The 17745-nt window shown below is 44.4% G+C and carries 16 protein-coding genes; 7 read left to right on the top strand and 9 right to left on the bottom strand.

Annotation, left to right across the window (positions count from 1 at the left end; all coding sequences use genetic code 11):
* Window position 1 precedes the first annotated feature (1 nt).
* Window positions 2-1201 carry a Re/Si-specific NAD(P)(+) transhydrogenase subunit alpha gene (locus tag ACK28X_RS05530; RefSeq protein ID WP_412057424.1) on the bottom strand — a complete coding sequence of 400 codons (1200 nt, stop codon included), beginning with the start codon at window positions 1199-1201 and terminating at the stop codon, window positions 2-4.
* A gap of 145 nt (window positions 1202-1346) precedes the next feature.
* Between ACK28X_RS05530 and ACK28X_RS05525 the strand changes: the two genes are divergently transcribed.
* Window positions 1347-2105 carry a gamma-glutamyl-gamma-aminobutyrate hydrolase family protein gene (locus ACK28X_RS05525; RefSeq protein WP_412057423.1) on the top strand — a complete coding sequence of 253 codons (759 nt, stop codon included), beginning with the start codon at window positions 1347-1349 and terminating at the stop codon, window positions 2103-2105.
* A gap of 19 nt (window positions 2106-2124) precedes the next feature.
* On the opposite strand, the gene ACK28X_RS05520 is transcribed toward ACK28X_RS05525, so the two are convergent.
* The gene (locus ACK28X_RS05520) at window positions 2125-2700 is read right to left on the bottom strand and encodes a MarR family winged helix-turn-helix transcriptional regulator (protein ID WP_412057422.1); all 576 of its coding nucleotides are present in this window, start codon (window positions 2698-2700) and stop codon (window positions 2125-2127) included.
* Window positions 2701-2862: 162 nt separating this feature from the next.
* Between ACK28X_RS05520 and ACK28X_RS05515 the strand changes: the two genes are divergently transcribed.
* Window positions 2863-3597 (top strand): creatininase family protein, encoded by a 735-nt coding sequence (locus ACK28X_RS05515; RefSeq protein ID WP_412057421.1) that lies wholly within the window; start codon window positions 2863-2865, stop codon window positions 3595-3597.
* Window positions 3598-3607: 10 nt separating this feature from the next.
* On the opposite strand, the gene rpoH is transcribed toward ACK28X_RS05515, so the two are convergent.
* From rpoH to ACK28X_RS05495, 4 genes are all read right to left on the bottom strand, one after another.
* A complete protein-coding gene (rpoH, locus tag ACK28X_RS05510) occupies window positions 3608-4492 on the bottom strand; it encodes an RNA polymerase sigma factor RpoH (protein ID WP_412057420.1) in 885 nt (294 codons plus the stop codon).
* A 224-nt stretch (window positions 4493-4716) separates the two neighbouring features.
* The gene (locus ACK28X_RS05505) at window positions 4717-5748 is read right to left on the bottom strand and encodes an RluA family pseudouridine synthase (RefSeq protein WP_412058291.1); all 1032 of its coding nucleotides are present in this window, start codon (window positions 5746-5748) and stop codon (window positions 4717-4719) included.
* Between the two features lie 110 nt (window positions 5749-5858).
* The gene (locus ACK28X_RS05500; protein ID WP_412057419.1) at window positions 5859-7289 is read right to left on the bottom strand and encodes an aldehyde dehydrogenase family protein; all 1431 of its coding nucleotides are present in this window, start codon (window positions 7287-7289) and stop codon (window positions 5859-5861) included.
* Between the two features lie 138 nt (window positions 7290-7427).
* The gene (locus ACK28X_RS05495; protein WP_412057418.1) at window positions 7428-7556 is read right to left on the bottom strand and encodes a hypothetical protein; all 129 of its coding nucleotides are present in this window, start codon (window positions 7554-7556) and stop codon (window positions 7428-7430) included.
* A gap of 112 nt (window positions 7557-7668) precedes the next feature.
* Between ACK28X_RS05495 and rpsU the strand changes: the two genes are divergently transcribed.
* The gene (gene rpsU, locus ACK28X_RS05490; RefSeq protein WP_412057417.1) at window positions 7669-7896 is read left to right on the top strand and encodes a 30S ribosomal protein S21; all 228 of its coding nucleotides are present in this window, start codon (window positions 7669-7671) and stop codon (window positions 7894-7896) included.
* Window positions 7897-8129: 233 nt separating this feature from the next.
* Here rpsU and ACK28X_RS05485 read toward each other — a convergent pair whose 3' ends face one another.
* On the bottom strand, window positions 8130-8657 hold the full coding sequence (locus ACK28X_RS05485; protein ID WP_412057416.1) for a peroxiredoxin: 528 nt from the start codon (window positions 8655-8657) through the stop codon (window positions 8130-8132).
* A gap of 227 nt (window positions 8658-8884) precedes the next feature.
* Between ACK28X_RS05485 and ACK28X_RS05480 the strand changes: the two genes are divergently transcribed.
* From ACK28X_RS05480 to groL, 3 genes are all read left to right on the top strand, one after another.
* Window positions 8885-10516, top strand: coding sequence for an alpha-D-glucose phosphate-specific phosphoglucomutase (locus ACK28X_RS05480; protein ID WP_412057415.1), 1632 nt, complete (start codon window positions 8885-8887; stop codon window positions 10514-10516).
* A gap of 161 nt (window positions 10517-10677) precedes the next feature.
* Window positions 10678-10974: a co-chaperone GroES gene (gene groES, locus ACK28X_RS05475; protein ID WP_412057414.1), complete on the top strand. Its 297-nt coding sequence runs from the start codon at window positions 10678-10680 to the stop codon at window positions 10972-10974.
* An 80-nt stretch (window positions 10975-11054) separates the two neighbouring features.
* Window positions 11055-12698, top strand: coding sequence for a chaperonin GroEL (gene groL, locus ACK28X_RS05470; protein WP_412057413.1), 1644 nt, complete (start codon window positions 11055-11057; stop codon window positions 12696-12698).
* Window positions 12699-12888: 190 nt separating this feature from the next.
* On the opposite strand, the gene ACK28X_RS05465 is transcribed toward groL, so the two are convergent.
* Complete coding sequence (locus tag ACK28X_RS05465) at window positions 12889-13830, bottom strand: substrate-binding domain-containing protein (protein WP_412057412.1); 942 nt, start codon at window positions 13828-13830, stop codon at window positions 12889-12891.
* Window positions 13831-14421: 591 nt separating this feature from the next.
* Here ACK28X_RS05465 and metE point away from each other — a divergent pair.
* Window positions 14422-16776, top strand: a complete 2355-nt coding sequence (metE, locus tag ACK28X_RS05460) for a 5-methyltetrahydropteroyltriglutamate--homocysteine S-methyltransferase (RefSeq protein ID WP_412057411.1) — start codon at window positions 14422-14424, stop codon at window positions 16774-16776.
* Window positions 16777-17185: 409 nt separating this feature from the next.
* On the opposite strand, the gene ACK28X_RS05455 is transcribed toward metE, so the two are convergent.
* Entirely contained in the window at window positions 17186-17308 is a 123-nt protein-coding gene (locus ACK28X_RS05455) for a hypothetical protein (protein ID WP_412057410.1), read from the bottom strand.
* Between the last annotated feature and the right edge of the window lie 437 nt (window positions 17309-17745).

Raw genomic sequence — 17745 nt, 5'->3', positions numbered from 1 at the left:
TTTACTCCTTCTCTTGCATGCTTGCGCCCTCTAAGTCTACACCCTTCTGCGCAAAGTAAGCTTCTGAGGCTTCGGAGCGAAAGACTTCATGAACTACACGACCCTCTTGAGTTAGAAGAGTAGCCTTAATAATTGGATCATCAAAATCAATTGCTAACTTCTTCTTAACCTTATCAGTTATCATTTCTATAAAAGCATAAAGATTACGCGCATAAAGCTGTGAGGCTGTTGCTGCAATACGCCCAGCAAAATTGGCAAAACCAACAATCTTTACCCCATCACATTCAATGGCTTCATCAACACACACACCTTCTACATTGCCGCCACGCGCTACCGCTAAATCAACCACAACCGAACCTGGTCGCATACTTTTAATCATTGCTTGACTCACAAGCCGTGGAGCCGGACGCCCAGGAACAAGGGCTGTGGTAATCACAATATCCTGCCTGCTAATATGGTCGGCAACAAGCGCTGCCTGCTTTTCAAGGTATTGCGCTGACATTTCTTTAGCATAACCACCAGCCGTCTCGGCTGCTTTAGATTCTTCATCCTCTACAGCAATAAATTTTGCCCCAAGTGAAGCAACTTGCTCTTTAGCAGCAAGCCTCACATCCGTCACACTCACCACCGCACCCAAACGGCGCGCAGTTGCAATAGCTTGCAAACCCGCCACTCCGGCTCCCATCACAAATACTTTGGCTGCTGGTACCGTGCCTGCAGCAGTCATCATCATTGGAAAGGCTCGGCCATAAAAATAAGCTGCTTCAATTACCGCTTGGTAGCCAGCTATATTTGCCTGAGATGAAAGCACATCCATTGCTTGCGCGCGCGTAATGCGTGGCATAAAATCCATGGTAAAGGCGCAAAGCCCCGCGTTAGCCCAATCGATTAATGCCTCTTGATGATCATAAGGGTCGAGCATAGCAATAAGGACAGCTCCGCTTTTGTAATGAGCCACTTCACTAGACACGGGGGGGCGTAATTTTAAAATAATATCCGCATCCTTACTCGCCTCCTTCTCAACAAGGCAAGCACCCGCATCTTCATAATCACGATCTAAAATTCGCGATAAAAACCCCGCACCCTTTTCTACCCATACATCATAACCAAGGGCTTTATATTTTTTTATAACTTCTGGCGTGGCAGCAACACGGCTTTCACTTTGTTCTATTTCCTTGGCAACAAAAATAATATCGGACAAATGCTCTCTCCCTATCCCCATACAGATTTTAATAACGTGGCTCGCAAATACCCTTACATATCTTTAAATGGACATAATGATTGACAAGAAATTAATCTTGTTAAACCATAATCACTTATCATAACCGCCCAGACAGGAGATGTCTATGCCGCAGCCTCTCATTGCTGTACCAGCCGATTGCCCCTCTTTTTCAAACTATACTTGGCACGCCACGCCCGAACAATATCTTATAGCCGCTTCCTCTGTAGCTAAATTATCGCCCATCATTATCCCGTCTCTAGAAGCGATAGATCTTGATTCTATCTTAGACTGTGTCGATGGCGTTTTGATCACCGGCGCGCGTTCCAATGTCCACCCCCAGCATTACCAACAAACCGCCACTACGGCCCATGAACCTTTTGATTCCGCCCGCGACCTATCCTCCTTCGCCTTAATCCATGCCGCTTTAGAACGTAGTCTACCGCTCTTGGCAATTTGCCGCGGCATACAAGAACTTAATGTAGTACTTGGTGGCAGCCTTTTCGCCCTTCTTCATGAAGTACCAGGCCGTGATGATCACCGCTCACCGATGCATGAACCATCAGACGCCATATTTGCTATCCGTCAAAAAGTAAAAATCTCTCCCAATGGGCTATTGGCTTCTATCCTTGAAAAGGAAGAGATCTTGGTTAATTCTGTCCACCAACAGGGGATCAATCACCTGAGCCCACGATTGCGGGTGGAAGCTAAAGCACTAGATGGAACCATTGAGGCGGTCAGTCTCTCAAATACAGAAAATTTTGTTTTAGGTGTCCAATGGCATCCAGAATATTGGGCTGAAAACGATGAAACGTCTCGCAAAATTTTTACTGCTTTTGGCCAAGCCGTCACCACACACCAAAGAAAAAGGCAAACAATAATATAGACGCCCAATTGAACACGCCTTATGAAGGATAGGATACCTCAATATGGTTTTTACAAACATCTTTCATCATAGGCTTCGCACTAAAATTAGCCTGCATTTTTGCTAAAATAGAGAAAAGAAAGCTTTGCTCATCATCATCAAGACCATAAAGCGCATCCTTTTCCATTTGTAATATAATGTCTTGAATAAATTGCGCTGTCTTTTGGCCGCTTTCTGTTAAGAAAATATGCGACTGACGCTGATCACGGTGGCCATCACAACGCGTAACAAACCCCTGTTCTTGTAAGCGGTTAATAGTTTTGGTCACCGTTGGCGGCTGCACGCCCAACCGCCGCGCCAAAAGCGTAGGCATTTGACCATCTTTATCTGCTAATGATAAAATAATTCTATCTTGCCCCGCATAAAGCCCATGCTCTTGCAAATGGTGGGCAAGAGAGGTTCTTATAAGACGGGCTAAATTTTGAATACAATGAATCAGCATATTCGACATATCAATAGACGATAGAGATACCTTCGTGCCTGATATATCCAATGGCATTTCGTCTAGCGCTGCTTCAGTAGATTGTAATGCGCGCACTGATCTGTTATCAGTCATATATTTCCCCCGAAGATGATATATGGCTTCCACTAAGCTAGCATAGAAGCTTACATATCAGCTCTGATGAATAATAAACCCAGAAAATAGTCATTGCAACATGTGCTATAAATCAATATATTACTATATTGGATCTTTTTTACAATAAAAGCAATAGTATAAATGAAAAAATCACTATGTATTTTACCATTGGGAGCAACAGAATATCATGGCCCCCACCTGTGTATTGAAACTGACTGGCTTATTGCACAAGCCTTTGCAGCAGCATTAGTACAAATGTACCAAGGTTCCTTGCGCTTACACTGCTTACCTGTAGAAAAAATCGGCTACTCAGTTGAACACCTAGATCACCCTAGTACCCAAAGCTTATCTTATGCTCAAGCTCTTGAGCGGTGGATTGATATTGGTGTAGCATGTTATAAAAAAGGACATAGACGGCTTCTTTTATTGAATGCCCACGGAGGCAATAGTCCTTTAATGACCATTGCTGCTACCCAATTGCGCTCCCAATATCCGTTTTTAACCGTTGCCACAAGTTGGACCCGCTTTGGCCTACCAGAAGGGCTTATCTCGGCTGACGAAAAATCTTTCGACATCCATGGCGGCTTTCTTGAGACATCTCTTATGCTCTATCTCGAACCCACCAAAGTACAAATGGAGCGGGCCGAAAATTTTACCAATCACCAAAAAGATATAGGACAAACCTTTCGCTATTTGCGCGCCTACGGCTCTCATGCCTTTGGCTGGAAGATGCGCGACCTTAATCCTAAAGGCGCCGCAGGAAATGCTAGTGCTGCCTCGGCAAAAGCAGGCAAAGCAATTTTTGACCACGCCCTTTCTGGCCTTTTAGGTTTGCTTAACGATATAGAAAATTTTGACCTAGCTCACCTAAAATAAAAAGATCGCCCTACGCAGTTGTAGGTCTATAAGACAGTAATTTTACCGCTTCTTGCACTTTTTCAAAAGCCCGTACTTCAATTTGCCGAACCCTCTCGCGGCTCACTCCAAATTCTGCCGATAGCTCTTCTAAAGTAATAGGATCCTCGCGCAGACGCCGCGCTTGAAAAATACGTCTTTCACGCTCATTCAAATCAGATACAGCAGACTGAAGCAAAAGGCGGCGCTTATCAAGCTCATCCTGCTCAATCAAGCTCTGCTCTTGGCTTACGCGTTCATCCATCAGTCCATCTTGCCATTCCCGTCCATCACCATCCATCCCCCCTATAGGAGTATTAAGCGAAACATCACCAGAAAGTCGTTGATTCATTGAAACGACTTCTTCCTCATGCACGTTTAATTGCGTGGCAATCTCCTTCACTTGGTCATGGTTAAGATCCCCTTGATCAAAGGCCTGTAGTTTGCTTTTTAATTTGCGCAGGTTAAAAAAGAGACGCTTCTGGTTGGATGTCGTACCCATTTTTACTAAGCTCCACGACCGCAAAACATATTCTTGAATTGCCGCCTTAATCCACCACATAGAATAGGTTGCCAAACGAAAGCCCCGCTCAGGTTCAAAACGTTTTACCGCCTGCATCAATCCTACATTACCTTCCGATATTACTTCACCCATAGGTAAGCCATACCCTCTATATCCCATAGCAATTTTCGCGACCAAGCGTAAATGACTAGTCACCAATTTATGAGCAGCCGTTGGATCATTATGCTCCCGATAACGTTTTGCCAACATATATTCTTCTTGCGGCTCTAACATTGGAAAACGGCGTATTTCTTCTAAATACCGGCTCAGGCCGCCATCGCCGGGCATAAGAGAAGGGAAATTTGCACGAGCCATCTAGTGCCTCCATTAAAATAATCTACAGCCTTATTACTTTGTAATGATTATACCATATGATTCACTAAAAATACAGCATATTCACATTACTCTTAATTATCTAGAAAAAGATCGTGGCAATATTATAGCCAAACCCTGCCCTATGTTCAGTAGCACCGTTTTCAAAGTCTATCGACAGAATAACTGAGCAATATCCTGACAAGATAAACCATATAGCTCTTAGGCTATAAAGTACGAAATGCGTTCACCAAAGCCGCCATATCTTTAGGTAAAGGCGCTGCAAATTCCATAACTTGCCCATGGATAGGATGGGAAAAGGTAAGACTTTTTGCATGCAACGCCTGTCTACCAAATGTCGACACAGCATCTTTAAGTGCTGACTCTAGCCGATTGGCTTTAGTTTTAAAGGCTGCGCCATAATCTTGATCTCCAATCAAAGGGTGACCAATATGCGCCATATGAACGCGGATCTGATGGGTGCGCCCCGTTTCCAAACGACAGGTAATCAAACTGGCCAAAGCGCTTCCATCAACCAGTGCTTGATACGTTTCCTGCACCGTAAAGTGCGTAATAGCGTGGCGCGCATCGCTTTGGCTTGCATTCACCACTGCCTGCTTGGTACGATCGTGCCTGCAGCGCCCCAGCGCTGCATTAATCGTGCCACTACCGCGCGAAGGCACACCCCAGATAAGAGCCTGATAGCGCCGTTCCAAAACACCTGTTCGGCCGTGATCAGCAAATTGTTTACTCAAATTTTGATGCGCTTGGTCATTCTTGGCCACCACTAAGACGCCGCTCGTACCCTTATCCAAACGATGCACAATCCCCGGGCGCCGCACCCCACCAATACCTGAAAGGTCGTCCCCGCAATGATAAATTAAAGCATTTACCAAAGTCCCCGTACCATTCCCATTACCAGGATGAACCACCAAACCTGCTGGCTTATTTACCACAATCAGTGCAGCATCCTCGTATAAAATATCCAAAGCGATTGCTTCGCCTTTAGGGGTAGGATCTCGCGAAGGTGGCAGATGCACCGTAATCTCTTGATCAGCACGCAATTTGGTTTTTACATCCGTAACGATCTGACCACCTAGTAAAACCTGCCCCTCACGGATTAAACCTTGAATCCGCGCCCGAGAAAGTTCTGACTTAAGCTGCTGAGCAAGCCATAAATCCAAACGCTGTCCCGCAGAATTGGGGCTACTTCTCAAAACCCAAAGCGGCGTCCTAACAAACCCCGCTTCACTATCCATTATATTATCCGCCATAAAGACGTTTTCCTGATTTTTATTATTTGACTCAAGTCAAGAACCTCGGCTTGCTTTTGCGACAAGAAGAAACCTAAAATGCAAAAAACACACCATTAATAAACAGAAACAGCTTTGCTATCCAAAAACTCTTCTAGCCCCCACGAGCCACCTTCTCGCGCTCTTCCCGAAAGCTTGACGCCGCCAAAAAAACTCCCTGCTGGTAAAACGTTGCCATTGATTTCCACCATACCCGAGCGCAATTGTTGAGCAATCCTCCGACACCTCTCGGGGTCTTGCGATTGCACATAATTGGTCAAACCATAAGGTGTGTCATTGGCCAAAGCCACTGCTTCTTCTTCGTTATCAAAGGGCAACATCACAAGAACAGGTCCAAAAATCTCTTCACGAAAAACACGCATTTCTCTCGTAACATCAGCAAAAATAGTGGGGCGCACAAAATAACCACGCACAAGCCCCTCTGGCCTACCCAGCCCTCCTACCAATAAACGCGCCCCTTCAACAAGCCCCGCCTTGATTAAGCCTTGAATCTTATCATATTGTTGTTGGGAAACAACAGGACCAATATGACCCCCTGCTTTATCCGATACATCTACTCTAATCAATTCCGCCACGTGTCGTGCAACTTCAAGCGCCTTTTCATAAAGAGGGCGCTCTACAAGCATACGAGTTGGGGCATTGCAACTTTGACCGCTATTATGAAAACAGTGTAAGATACCCCGTTTTATCGCGTCTTCATCAGCATCTGCAAAGATAATATTAGCCCCTTTGCCACCAAGTTCCAATCCTACGCGCTTCAAATTTTCAGCAGCGCTTTTCATAATTTCTCGCCCCGCACGGGTCGAACCAGTAAAACTAATCATCTCAATATCTAAATGACGCGATAAATGAGCACCTACCTCGGCTCCATCACCATTCACAAGATTAAATACCCCAGCAGGAACGCCCGCTTCATCAATAATTTCTGCAAAAAGCATGGATGAAAGAGGCGCAATCTCCGAAGGTTTATGCACCATAGTACAGCCCGATAAAAGTGCTGGAATCACCTTCAATGTCACTTGATTCATGGGCCAGTTCCATGGAGTTATTAGCCCCACAACTCCAATCGGCTCATAACATAACATAGCGCCGGTAGCATCATCCAATAATGGCTTTTGAAAAGAAAAACGCTTAAAGGCTGTAATAAAATCTTGTATATGCTGCGCTCCAGAGCCCACCTGCTCAGCAAGCGACATATCAAGGGGAGCCCCCATCTCGCGGGAAATAGTTTGCGCCATCTCACTTGCGCGCCGCTCATATATCTGACTAATCTTTTCCACATAAGCCAAACGTACATCCGCGGTCGTATGACGCCAAAGATCAAAAGCTGCTACCGCTGCCGCTACCGCTTGATCAGCATCTTCTGATGTCCCCAAACAAATCGTCGCATAAGCTGCTTCTGTAGAAGGATTGATTACTGGAAAATCGCGCGGTGTTTTCGGGTACTCCCACCGGCCATTAATATAAAATCGCCGCTTATCAAGCATTATGCCCTCTCCTTTTACTAAGTCTTTGACATAGCACCATCAATTCTTACCAATCTCAAATTTAATAAATTTCTAAAACCATGCTATTAACGCACTTAGTCTACCTAAGATATCACAAGCCTAAACTAAATGCATTAGCTACTTTAAAACCCAATAATTCTCAACAGCAAACAACACCCGTTGTCCTGCCAAAAGTCGCATCGCCTTGCGAACAATGGAATCAAAAGCGTAAGAGCATTCAAGGTTTTTTGGAAACGTTATAGACAAGCAATCTGTTTTTGTGATAAGGTTACGCTTAATTGCTTTCCTCATACTACACTTAGGATGAAGGATTGCACCTTCATCTGTCAGGTTCATTATATCAAAAACAGGATAAAACGTGCAAGTACTCGTTCGCGATAACAATGTTGATCAAGCGCTCCGCGCGCTAAAAAAGAAAATGCAACGTGAAGGCATCTTCCGTGAAATGAAGATGCGTGGTCACTACGAAAAACCTTCTGAAAAGCGTGCGAGAGAAAAAGCCGAGGCAGTTCGCCGGGCTCGCAAATTGGCTCGCAAACGCGCCCAAAGAGAAGGTTTAGTTAGTGGTCGTGCCACTGCGCATTAAAGCCACCTTATCAAACTAATTTTTATGGCACGTATAACCTAAAGTAAATATTTAGAGCGATGAAATAACGCGGTGACTTATCAAGTCACCGCGTTATTTTAATATCTATATATAAATTGTCTTTTATGACTTCGAATCATTCCATTAAGGGAATCAACCGCACTCTATACAATGTTTAACCTTGCAGCATAAGTAACTGTCAAGCGCCTCCGCGCCATTTGTATCCAAAGTTACTATGCTTGAAGTGTTTTTAACAGATTTTGTGGTGAAGATGCACCATAAGGGTCGCTAGAACAGTTATCCGAAAATCCTTCTTCCTCAAACCACTGTTCGACCACACCATCATTAATCACTGCGGCATAGCGCCATGAACGCATCCCAAATCCAAGATTATCCTTAGCAACCAGCATCCCCATCTTACGAGTAAATTCGCCTGACCCATCAGGAATAAGCTTCACGTTTTGAACATTCTGTTGCTTACCCCACGCATTCATAACAAAGGCATCATTCACCGAGAGACAGTATATTTCATCAATACCAATAGCTTTAAATTCAGGATAGAGTTTCTCAAAGTCTGGCAATTGAAAAGTAGAACAAGTGGGCGTAAAAGCGCCAGGTAATGAAAACAAAATCACTCGCTTGCCTTTAAAATAATCATCACTGGTCATTTCTTGCCAACGATAAGGATTAGGACCCCCTACCGATTCGTCATGTACACGTGTATGAAAGGTAACATGAGGGACTTTTTTGCCTTGAGCCATAATTTTATCTCCTTAAAAAACTTTATAAATGAGTGTAGGCGAAATTCCACGCGAAATAAATACTTTTTGCGCATAGCTCACCTTTGTGATGTGGTGCAATTTTCATGTAAGCGCTTGGCACCTGCCTTGCAAGGGAATGTAGTGAAGACAATGCTGCTATCGCTTTTTTCTCGCACAATCCTATTCTATAATATAACAGATGGCACAAAGGTAAAGCAAAGCGTATCATGACAATAAAACTAGTTAAAACAACTCCTTTTTACGACCAAAATCCAGGCACATCGGGCCTAAGAAAGAAAGTTACTAGCTTTCAAAGCCCGCATTATCTTGAAAACTTTATCCAAGCCATTTTTGATTCCTGCGGCTCTATAAAAGATCAATTACTCATTTTAGGAGGCGATGGCCGTACCTATAGCCGTGAAGCTATCCAAATCATTGCCAAAATGGCTGCCGCCAACGGTTTCGGCCGGCTTAAAATAGCACGCCACGGCCTTCTTTCAACACCTGCAGCCTCCCACCTTATTCGCAAGTACGGAGCCCATAGTGGCATTATCCTGTCAGCCAGCCATAACCCCGGCGGTCCCCGAGGCGATTTTGGTATAAAATATAATATTGATAATGGCGGCCCCGCACCAGAAAAGGTCACTCAAGCCATTTTTGAACGTACAAAAAACCTTACCCATTACAAAACCTTAGAGGCCTCGGCAATCAACATTGATCAATTGGGACAAACATGCTTGGGATCAATGGCGGTAGAGATCATTGACCCTGTTAAAGATTATGCTGATCTTATGGAAAGCCTTTTTGACTTTGACCAAATCCGCACTGCCATCAAACGAGGCCTCACCTTCGCATTCGACGCCATGCACGCCGTAACTGGCCCTTATGCAGAAGAGATTTTTCTTAACCGGCTAGGATTTCCCAAGGAGTCTATCCTACGCGCACTACCTTTAGAAGATTTTGGTGGCCACCCCCCCGACCCAAACCCAACCCACGCCCACAGCCTTTATGCAATGATGATGCATCCACAGGCTCCCGATTTAGGCGCAGCTTCCGATGGGGACGGTGACCGCAACCTCATCTTAGGGCGCGAGCAATTTGTTTCTCCTTCCGATTCACTTGCTATTATCGCGGCTAATGCCGCCTTCATCAAAGCCTATGCCACAGGATTTAACGGAATCGCTCGCTCCATGCCAACAAGCCAAGCCATTGAGCGCGTCGCGCAGAAACAAGGAGTCTCGGTCTTCGAAACCCCAACAGGCTGGAAGTTTTTTGGTAATCTCATGGACCATGGTCTCGTTGATCTATGTGGTGAAGAAAGCTTTGCGCAAGGCGGCAACCATATCCGCGAAAAAGATGGCCTCTGGGCGATCCTTTTTTGGCTCAACCTTTTGGCTGTCCGAAAAATAAGCGTCAAGGCAATCGTCAAAGATCATTGGCGCACCTACGGACGCACCTATTATAGTCGACATGATTATGAGGGTATTGATAACACGGCCGCTGAAGCTATTATTAACCACCTACGTGCTCAATTACCAAACTTAAAAGGGCAAATCCTATTGGGATTTAAGGTAGAAGAAGCTGACGATTTTTGCTACCATGACGTAACTGATGGCAGCCAAAGCCCGCATCAAGGCATACGTATCCTCTTTTCTCAAGGAGCACGGATTGTCTATCGCCTTTCTGGTACGGGCACAAAGGGCGCCACTTTACGTATCTATCTGGAACGCTTCGAGTCTGATCCTAATGCACAAGAAAAAGAAACACAAAATGTGCTTGAACCCCTCATACTTTTGGCGCAAGAATGGGCTGCCCTACCTTATTATCTAGGCCGCACGGATGCCGATGTTATAATCTAAACAATGACACAAAAATATTTTTAACTAAACCTTGACACAAGGCTAAAGGGTTTTTATCTGTAACTCAGTGTTAGCACTCATCAACATTGAGTGCTAATATGAAAGAACGGTATTTAAGCCGATCTTCAAGTTCAATTGTAATCATTTTAAGGGTTTATGACATGGCTAACACCAATTTCCGCCCTCTTCACGACCGTATCGTTGTCCGTCGCGTCGAATCAGAAGAAAAATCCGCTGGTGGGATCATCATCCCTGATACCGCTAAAGAAAAGCCACAGACTGGTGAAGTTATCGCCGTGGGTCAAGGCGCACGTGATGATAATGGAAAAATCGTTCCTTTAGAAGTCAAAGCCGGCGATCGAGTCCTTTTCGGTAAATGGTCAGGTACAGAAGTCAAAATTGATGGTGAAGACCTTTTGATCATGAAAGAATCTGACATTATGGGGATCTTACAATAAGTGTTGTTAAAGACGCTTAGCTTCCCTTTTAACCTTAATAAAGTTCATGTAATTTTGGGATATTCCCAAGGAGAAAAATAATGGCTGCTAAAGATGTAAAATTTGGCCGTGATGCCCGCGAACGTATGTTGCGCGGTGTAGACACTCTTGCCAACGCCGTAAAAGTCACCCTAGGCCCCAAAGGCCGTAACGTTGTTATTGATAAATCTTTTGGAGCACCCCGCATCACTAAAGATGGTGTATCGGTGGCCAAAGAAGTAGAACTTGAAGACAAGTTCGAAAATATGGGCGCGCAAATGTTGCGCGAAGTAGCCTCCAAAACCAACGACGTGGCTGGTGATGGAACCACCACTGCTACCGTTTTGGGTCATGCTATTGTCCAAGAAGGTGCAAAGGCTGTTGCTGCAGGCATGAACCCCATGGATCTAAAGCGTGGGATTGATGCTGCTGTTGAAGAAGTTGTTGAAAACCTTCTCAAAAAAGCCAAAAAAATTAAAACGTCTGAAGAGGTTGCCCAAGTAGGAACTATCTCTGCTAATGGGGAAGCTGAAATCGGCGCGATGATCGCTGAAGCCATGCAAAAAGTTGGCAATGAAGGGGTTATCACCGTAGAAGAAGCAAAAACTGCTGAAACTGAATTAGAAGTTGTCGAAGGGATGCAATTCGACCGCGGCTACCTATCTCCCTACTTTGTTACCAATGCGGAAAAAATGGTCGCCGACCTTGATGACCCATTCATCCTCATTCACGAGAAAAAGCTTTCTAACCTACAAGCACTTCTTCCTGTGCTTGAAGCCGTTGTGCAATCAGGGAAACCCTTATTGATTATTGCTGAGGACGTCGAAGGTGAAGCTTTGGCAACTTTGGTTGTAAACAAATTGCGTGGTGGTTTGAAAATAGCAGCTGTCAAAGCTCCTGGCTTTGGTGACCGTCGTAAAGCCATGTTGGAAGATATTGCCATCCTTACCAATGGGCAAGTAATCTCTGAAGATCTCGGCATTAAGCTTGAAAATGTCACCCTTGACATGTTGGGACATGCAAAGAAAGTTAACATTTCCAAGGAAAACACCACCATAGTTGATGGTGCTGGCGACAAAAGCGAAATTAATGCACGCGTCAACCAAATCAAAGCACAAATCGAAGAAACAACCTCTGATTATGACCGTGAAAAATTGCAAGAACGTTTAGCTAAACTGGCTGGCGGCGTCGCCGTAATCCGGGTTGGCGGTGCAACCGAAGTGGAAGTAAAAGAGAAAAAAGACCGCGTTGATGACGCTTTGAACGCAACACGTGCCGCTGTAGAAGAAGGGATCGTTGCCGGTGGTGGTACGGCTCTCCTACGCGCAGCTACAGAAATCTCTGTTAAAGGCATCAATGCAGACCAAGAAGCCGGCATTAACATCGTTCGTCGTGCACTTCAAGCTCCTGCCCGTCAAATCGCTAGCAATGCTGGTGATGAAGCTGCCATCATCGTTGGCAAGGTTTTGGAAAACAGCTCAGAAACCTACGGCTACAACACAGCGACAGGCGAATTTGGGGATCTCATCTCCTTAGGGATTGTTGACCCTGTGAAAGTGGTACGTTCTGCTTTGCAAAACGCTGCCTCTATCGCTGGACTTCTAATCACCACCGAGGCTATGATCGCTGAATTGCCGAAAAAAGATTCACCAATGCCTGCTATGCCTGGTGGTGGTATGGGTGGTATGGGTGGTATGGATTTCTAATCCACTCTTCCTCTTTATCAAGTTTACAAACGGGCCTTCGGGCCCGTTTTTCTTAAAAAATATTTACCTTATTTCTTCTCCCTAAATTGTTAAAACACCAATTTGCGCACGCTTCAAAAAAGCTACTTAACAAAAAGCCCCCGCGCTAGCGGGAGCCTTCATATGATCATCTAAATGGAAGAAACTTACATCAATAATTATCAATATTAGCGTATTGAGCCGCCTCTTTTAGATTATCTTTGGTAATTGTCATCGGAGTAATCATCAACCCTTTAATAGGCGTCTTATTGCGCAAATAATCCAGCACTTGATCAATCGCCACGCTCACCCCATGCCCCTGTTGCAAATCATAGGTCACACTTAGCCAACCATCGCGCACCCGCGCTAAAGCTTCGGGGTCTGCATTTTGTCCAGAAACAAACACTTGCCCCGGTTTATAACCTGCAGTTTGCAAGGCCTCAATCGCTCCAAGTGCCATATCATCATTCATAGCATAAATAACATCCGGAACCTTAGGCAAGGTTGGCAGTAAGCTTTCAACAATCCGCAATCCTTCCGAGCGAAACCAGTTCCCGCTTTGCTCAGCAATAATACGGTATTTATCGCCACCCTTCTTTAAACTATCCATAAATCCCCTATACCGATCAATATTTGATGAAGCCCCAAGCTGTCCCGTCAAAACAATAATATCAGCTCCATTAGGAAAATTTTTCTTGATTACCTCGCCTGACAAAACACCGCCTTTATAAAAATCCACGCCAAAATGCGGCACTTTATGCTTGGTATTAGCTTGTCGATCCATAGTTACAACAACGAGCCCAGCAGCGGCAACTGCGTCAATGCCGCTAGCCACCGCATCAGCATCATTGGGCGAAACAATAAAAGCCTGTGCGCCTCCAGTTATAGCATTTTCAATATCTGATACTTGTTTAAGCGAATTATTTTGCCCATCTAAAGCTAAAAGAGGAACCCCAATCTTTTTGGCGTGGGCAACGGCCGCATTGCGCATCGTTACCTCATAAGGAGTAGCAAGGCTCTCTACACTTAATACCAATTTTTCACCGGCAGCAAAAGATAGCGTGGGTATGCTGCCCATACCCATAAAACACGCAATAAAAAATAATTTCTTCATTATTCCCTCTCCTAATACAATGCAATTACATTGCCTCCTAAAGTCTAAGCTATTTTTTTAAAATCTACCAGTCCTTCCTTCTATTGCCCTAATAAAGTATAAAAAACGTGCATTAAGTGCAAGATTACAAGACTAAGAGTCTCGTTACTACTGCAGTAGCACATTAACTATCTAAGCTTGCACGCTGGGAGCAACTTTCTTACCATCTCCACATATTTAAAAAATTAGAGAACTCAAAACAATTCCTTAAAGCTTAAACCAAAATATCCTGCTTGACAAAGTTAAACCTTTAGGGACTAATTAACCTTTATCATGATTTCTAAAGAACTTGCTTTAAACTTAAGGTAGGGCATTGCGCTTAATTATTTCCTATCCGCTTCAGGATCGTAACTATGAATGGTGAGCAAAATATACCATGTTCCTAAGTACGTTTAAGAAAAAGGGTCAGGATTTGATTCATAAGCTAAGAAGTCCGCCAAGAAAATAATCCACAGGCAGGGTACCTCGCTGATTGCTTGCATGTTGCCAAAACCTTTGGCTTTAATATGACACATTCGCTTAACCCCGGCCCCAAAACCTATGAGGTATGCAATGCTGCAACAATCTCTTTCCACAAACTCTTTAGCCACAGCGTGTCTAGGTTTTCCGCGCATTGGTCGCCATCGCGAGCTAAAATTTGCCCTTGAAGATTTCTGGTCTGGTAAAATATCAGCCCAAGAGCTTGAAGCCACTGGCCGCGCCCTGCGAGCAGAATATTGGAACCTACAAAAGCAATATGGGATAACCTATATTCCTTCCAACGATTTTTCTTTCTATGACCATGTGCTAGATACCACTATTATGGTTGGTGCTATCCCTGAAATTTATGGTTGGGAGGGGGGCACTATATCCCTACCGCTTTATTTTGCCATGGCTCGTGGCCAAGGATCCAAAGCATCAGAAACTTCTACATACTTAACAAAAGAAGTTCCAGCGCTTGAAATGACCAAATGGTTTGATACAAATTACCATTATATGGTACCAGAGCTTCACCAAGAGCAAAAATTTATCCTTACCACGCCCAAACCGCTCACACAATTTTTAGAAGCCAAAGCGCTAGGCATCCATACACGGCCTGTAATTTTAGGACCGATCAGCTTTCTTAAGCTCTCCAAAGCACGCACTAGTTTTTTTAATCCCCTAGATCTACTTGAGCGTTTATTGCCCGCTTATGCAGAACTTTGTGCAAAGTTACAAGACGCTGGCGCCGATTGGGTGCAAATGGATGAACCCGTATTATCCCTTGACCTTACAGTGGAAGAGCAAAAGGCATTTCATCGTGCCTATGCTACTTTGCAAGAAGCAGCGCCCGATTTAAAACTAATGCTCACCAACTATTTCGGTGGTCTAGGAAATAACCTTACAACTGCCGCCTCCCTTCCCACAGCAGGGCTTCATATTGATTATACACGTGCAGCTCATGAAGTGCTTGAGCTTTGCAAAGTTCTTCCAGAGACACGTGTTTTATCCTTAGGAGCCATTAATGGGCGTAATATTTGGCGTGCTGATTTAGCAACCTTGCGCAACCAGCTACAGCCAATAATAGTTAAACGAGGAGCAGAAAATTGCATCATCGCTAATAGCTGTTCGCTTCTTCATGTACCCATAGACCTTGAACTGGAAACAGGCCTTGATCCCGATGTCAAAAACTGGCTAGCTTTTGCCTGTCAAAAATTAGGTGAACTTGCAATTTTAGGAAGCGCTCTCTCTCCCTCTGCTCCCACTGAAGATCCCAACAACATACAAATCGCATTAAAAGAAGCGACACAAGCCTACGCGCAACGTGCTTCATCGCCAAAGGTGCATAACCCGCAAGTAAAAGCGCGGCTTAGCCAAATTACTCCCGAGATGCAGTATCGCAAGCAACCTTTTGCTGTACGTCAAAAGCATCAACAAAAAATCTTGCAATTGCCTCTCTTCCCCACTACCACCATTGGCTCTTTCCCACAAACAGCAGATATTCGTAAAGCTCGGGCGCAACATGCAAAAGGTGCCCTATCTGCCCAAGACTATACAGAATTTTTACGTACTCAAACCAAAAAAGCCATCGACTGGCAAGAAGAAATCGGCCTTGATGTGCTAGTCCATGGAGAATTTGAGCGCAATGATATGGTTCAATATTTTGGTGAACAACTAGCCGGCTTCGCCTTTACAAAACACGCATGGGTGCAAAGTTACGGCTCTCGATGTGTACGCCCCCCCATCATTTATGGCGATGTATCACGCCCTAAACCCATGACAGTAGAATGGTGGCGTTATGCCCAATCTTGTACCACAAAGCCTGTAAAAGGCATGCTGACAGGCCCAGTTACTATCCTCAATTGGTCGTTTGTGCGTGATGACATCCCGCGCCGCGAAACATGCCAGCAAATCGCCCTTGCTATCCGTGATGAGGTTTGTGACTTAGAGCAAGCAGGAGCTCCCATCATTCAAATTGATGAAGCGGCTCTACGTGAAGGATTGCCGCTGCGGCAGCAAGATTGGCCTACTTATTTAGAATGGGCGATAGAATGCTTCCGCCTATGCGCAAGTGGGGTTACCGATAAAACACAGATTCATACCCATATGTGTTATTCAGAATTTCAGGATATTTTACCTGCCATTGCTGCAATGGATGCTGATGTGCTTTCCATTGAAACTTCACGCTCGAAAATGGAATTGCTCGACGTTTTTTGCACTTATCAATACCCTAATGGGATAGGCCCTGGTGTTTATGATATCCATTCCCCGCGCGTGCCCAGTGTCGCTGATATGATAACGCTTTTAAACTTAGCACGCCAAAGATTACACGACCACCAATTGTGGATTAATCCAGATTGCGGCCTAAAAACCCGCAAATGGGAAGAAGTACACCCAGCGCTCGTGCATATGGTACAAACTGCAAAGGCTTTGCGCCAGCAAGTTTAATAATGCCATCTTTAACCTAAATATGGTTTGCGCGGACAACCGCATGGCCGCGCACCCCTAATCTCTTACTCATTGAGAAAACAGGAGCGCATAATGATTACCATCATATATATAACGGAATACAATTAAAGCATGTTTTTCTTCATAGAAATCAAAAGCCGCTAAGCATAATAATGGCACTATCAAATAAGAAATGTTATGATCAAAGCTTAAAAAGCGCACAAACCCAAGCCTTAAGCCCTATGAAAATATTCATATCTAACAAAAGAACTGGACTATGTTTTAACGTTCTCCAAAATTGGGGAACGTTAAAATGTGGTTTTAAAAGAATACACTCTCACCCTCGACATGGCGAAGGAGCTTTCCATAGTTGAGAGGAACGAAGGCAGCAAAGAGGCAAGATGGTATTTCACCGAATGTGACCGCCTTGCCAAGCAAGCCATGAAAGCCAATCAGGGGGTATCTGTTTTTCGGGCATGGGTGTCCTTTGAATTAAGGGCGTATAAAAAAGCCCCACAGTTTTAATAACCATGGGGCTATAACGTATTATCTTCCCTAGAAGGGTGATAAGGCTTTATTAGAATTTGAACGCAATACCAACACGAATGTCTTGGTCTTTAAGAGCGTATTTAACTTCATTCGTCTTAAAGGTGAAATCTTTGCTACCAAAGTCATTGTAGCGGTATTCAGCCGCGCCAAAATATTGTCAGTTATTGCAAAGTCAAAAATAGTACAACTTTACTGATTGCGTACCGCGTTTTGTTCCTCCTCCGTTTGATTATTGCGTATAAGCCGTGTTAAGATTTTTGAGTACTAGATTAGCAATAGAGCTATGGGTTTGTGAAAACTGATGAAAACGTTCCTCAGCCTCTAAGTATCTACCTATAAGAACGGCAAATTTAGGCAACTCACATTCCTAGGTAAAGCCATCAAGCGCGGAATGTTTACGACCTACCTTTTTGCGTTCGG

Source organism: Bartonella sp. DGB2 (assembly GCF_046843095.1).
Lineage (GTDB): Bacteria > Pseudomonadota > Alphaproteobacteria > Rhizobiales > Rhizobiaceae > Bartonella.
Note: the sequence above shows the minus strand (reverse complement) of the source record. Positions and strands in the feature narration are given on the sequence as shown.

What these genes read in the sequence shown, in the direction of transcription:
- ACK28X_RS05525 (WP_412057423.1), top strand. Translation starts at nt 1,347, where the DNA reads ATGCCGCAGCCTCTCATTGCTGTACCAGCCGATTGCCCCTCTTTTTCA.
- ACK28X_RS05520 (WP_412057422.1), bottom strand. Translation starts at nt 2,700, where the DNA reads ATGACTGATAACAGATCAGTGCGCGCATTACAATCTACTGAAGCAGCG.
- ACK28X_RS05515 (WP_412057421.1), top strand. Translation starts at nt 2,863, where the DNA reads ATGAAAAAATCACTATGTATTTTACCATTGGGAGCAACAGAATATCAT.
- rpoH (WP_412057420.1), bottom strand. Translation starts at nt 4,492, where the DNA reads ATGGCTCGTGCAAATTTCCCTTCTCTTATGCCCGGCGATGGCGGCCTG.
- ACK28X_RS05505 (WP_412058291.1), bottom strand. Translation starts at nt 5,748, where the DNA reads ATGGATAGTGAAGCGGGGTTTGTTAGGACGCCGCTTTGGGTTTTGAGA.
- ACK28X_RS05500 (WP_412057419.1), bottom strand. Translation starts at nt 7,289, where the DNA reads ATGCTTGATAAGCGGCGATTTTATATTAATGGCCGGTGGGAGTACCCG.
- ACK28X_RS05485 (WP_412057416.1), bottom strand. Translation starts at nt 8,657, where the DNA reads ATGGCTCAAGGCAAAAAAGTCCCTCATGTTACCTTTCATACACGTGTA.
- ACK28X_RS05480 (WP_412057415.1), top strand. Translation starts at nt 8,885, where the DNA reads ATGACAATAAAACTAGTTAAAACAACTCCTTTTTACGACCAAAATCCA.
- groES (WP_412057414.1), top strand. Translation starts at nt 10,678, where the DNA reads ATGGCTAACACCAATTTCCGCCCTCTTCACGACCGTATCGTTGTCCGT.
- groL (WP_412057413.1), top strand. Translation starts at nt 11,055, where the DNA reads ATGGCTGCTAAAGATGTAAAATTTGGCCGTGATGCCCGCGAACGTATG.
- ACK28X_RS05465 (WP_412057412.1), bottom strand. Translation starts at nt 13,830, where the DNA reads ATGAAGAAATTATTTTTTATTGCGTGTTTTATGGGTATGGGCAGCATA.
- metE (WP_412057411.1), top strand. Translation starts at nt 14,422, where the DNA reads ATGCTGCAACAATCTCTTTCCACAAACTCTTTAGCCACAGCGTGTCTA.
- ACK28X_RS05455 (WP_412057410.1), bottom strand. Translation starts at nt 17,308, where the DNA reads ATGGTTATTAAAACTGTGGGGCTTTTTTATACGCCCTTAATTCAAAGG.